This window comes from Nostoc sp. DedSLP03 (assembly GCF_034530815.1).
GTDB lineage: Bacteria > Cyanobacteriota > Cyanobacteriia > Cyanobacteriales > Nostocaceae > Nostoc.
The window spans coordinates 1-1,957 of sequence record NZ_JAVRCK010000218.1; the positions used below are offsets into that span (position 1 = coordinate 1).

Here is a 1,957-nt window from a genome sequence, read left to right on the forward strand (position 1 = left end):
TTTTTCTTTTAGTCCTTTTATTTAGAATACCCGGAAAGTGACAGAAGAGGGATAAGATCAGATCGTAGGAATTTGAGGAGTGAAAATCTTCAAATCTCGTTAAGTAGAAAGGTACTTGACCGTTGGTATTTTGAATAAATCTTTCTTGCTGGAGTGCGTCGGGTGCTAATCCCTCAACAATGAAACCGCAGCTACACAAATATGCCGCATTACCACCAATCCCACAGCCTACGTCAAGTACAGTTTTGATACCTTCTGGGATAAAACTCAAAAGTTTGGCTGTATAGGCTTCCTGAGCCACACGCAGACGAGTTAGAGTTAATTCTTCACCCACAGTAGGTAGTGGTTCCCAATACCCGTAACGAAGATAAGAGGAATTTGTCAGTCCCATGTAATAATCTATCGCTGCATTTTGGTAACGAGTTGGTTTGGGAATTTTGCTTGATTTTGGCTTGAGCATTGATGAATAAAGTAGGTTTTAAGGCATTAAACTTGGTTCAAATTCTGACCAACGCTTGCAAACTTGTTCGTAGCAATTGGGTGGAGTAATTTTTAGTTGGTGTAAAAAATTAACCTCAATCTGAGGTTCAGCTTTTAGCACCAGAAGAATATCTTGATGGGGATTGTATGTTGCGACTGCTGGGGAAATTGATGAAATCATGGATAAACAGATTGATTGTGATATAAATCCGCCATCCTGAAACGAACGCAAGTAAAACCCAATCAGATCGGAGGGGAGAAATTGCAGGGTGAAGGGAACTGTATCAAGACTTGTATTTGTAGGGTGAGTAACTTTAGTATCCACATCACAAATAACAACTCCCCGCCCAAATGACTGAAATCCTTTCCATCCTGTGTAACCGATTACCAGCAGATTATTATGAATAAAGTTGTTTTGCCAGTAGCCGAAATTTCCTTGCCAAACACTATTGGATGGTCGCATTAACTTCCTCCCCCAACACCAATGATTCAATACGAACCTGCTCAAGCTCTCGTCCAATCAATACTAATCGTGTTTGACGGGGTTCATGGGATTGCCAAGGACGATCGTAGAAGTAGTCAAATCGATTACCGACACCCTGTAATACCAAACGCATGGCTTTGTTCGGAACTGCTACAAATCCCTTAATTCGATAAATTTCTTGCTGTTGCACCAATGTTTGCAAGCGTTTAATCAAGACAGACGGCTCAAATGCTTGGTCTAAAAGTAGTTGCACTGAATTAATCCCGTCATCATGTTCGTGGTCTTCTTCAGTATCGTGGTGACTGGGACGACTTTCTAAGTTATCTTCTACCGCAGCATTGAAACCAAGTAACAAATCGCTACTAATTTTACCGTCTTGGCAAGGAATGACTTTTACACCAGGGGATAAGTTCTGCTTTAGCCAATCCTGCACCCTAACTTGCGTTTGTTCGTCAACGCGATCGCTCTTGGTAAGCAATACTAGATCAGCACAAGCCAGTTGATCTTCAAACAGTTCCTCAATGGGTGTTTCGTGTTCTAGACTAGAGTCGGCTTGTCGTTGTGCTAAGAGGGCTGCTAAATCACCTACATATTGATTAGTTGCTAAAGCTTCACAGTCCACCACAGTAATTACGCTGTCTACTGTAGCGCCTGTGCGAATCTCTGGCCAGCGAAATGCTTGCACCAATGGTTTTGGCAGTGCTAGTCCAGAGGTTTCAATTAACATACAGTCTAGGCTGGCGCGTCGTTTCAGTAATTCTTGCATCGCGGGGAGGAATTCTTCTTGCACTGTACAGCACAGACAACCGTTGGTGAGTTCCACAATATTATTGTTGGGGTCTTCTTCATCGTCACAAACTCGGCAATCACGCAAAAGTTCGCCATCAATTCCGATTTCTCCAAATTCATTCACCAAAACAGCAATGCGTCGCCCTTCATTAGCCCTCTTCTGTCACTTTCCGGGTATTCTAAATAAAAGGACTAAAAGAAAAA

General features: G+C 42.3%; 2 protein-coding genes and 1 pseudogene. All 3 read right to left on the bottom strand.

The window, feature by feature from the left end; genetic code table 11:
- Positions 1–460: class I SAM-dependent methyltransferase (locus RM368_RS38325; RefSeq protein ID WP_322698905.1), on the bottom strand; the 460-nt coding region annotated here is incomplete at its 3' end.
- 18 nt (positions 461–478) lie between these two features.
- Positions 479–943, bottom strand: a complete 465-nt coding sequence (locus RM368_RS38330) for a hypothetical protein (protein WP_322698906.1) — start codon at positions 941–943, stop codon at positions 479–481.
- A pseudogene (cobW, locus tag RM368_RS38335) lies at positions 927–1,904 on the bottom strand (cobalamin biosynthesis protein CobW); the annotation flags it as partial. The pseudogene cobW and the gene RM368_RS38330, both read right to left, overlap by 17 nt.
- Between the last annotated feature and the right edge of the window lie 53 nt (positions 1,905–1,957).